This window comes from Aeromonas sp. ZOR0002 (genome assembly GCF_963866995.1).
In the GTDB taxonomy this organism is placed as follows: domain Bacteria; phylum Pseudomonadota; class Gammaproteobacteria; order Enterobacterales; family Aeromonadaceae; genus Aeromonas; species Aeromonas caviae.
Window position 1 is genome coordinate 1 of the sequence record NZ_CAWMFQ010000236.1, and the last position, 241, is coordinate 241.

The window sequence follows — 241 nt, forward strand, 5'->3', positions numbered from 1 at the left end:
GCACGTTTAGTCACCAATAAAAACGGAGCCCGAGGCTCCGTTTTTCAATGCAGTATCCATCCCGGGCGCAGCGCCCTCGCGCGCTTCCCGCTCCCTTGCCAACAAGGGTTGGTACCGCCAGCTCACGACGGCAACGACGTTGTGCACTGGCAGAGCGGCACCATTGTCCACCTGTGGTAATAAACCTGCCTGCGGTAATACACGTTTAGTCACCAATAAAAACGGAGCCCGAGGCTCCGTT

Annotated in this window: 1 protein-coding gene; it reads right to left on the reverse strand. The window is 57.3% G+C overall.

Going from position 1 to position 241, the window contains the following annotated elements; translation table 11 throughout:
• Positions 1–6 precede the first annotated feature (6 nt).
• On the reverse strand, positions 7–241 hold a 235-nt coding region (locus AACR77_RS13325), incomplete at its 5' end, for a hypothetical protein (RefSeq protein ID WP_231563234.1).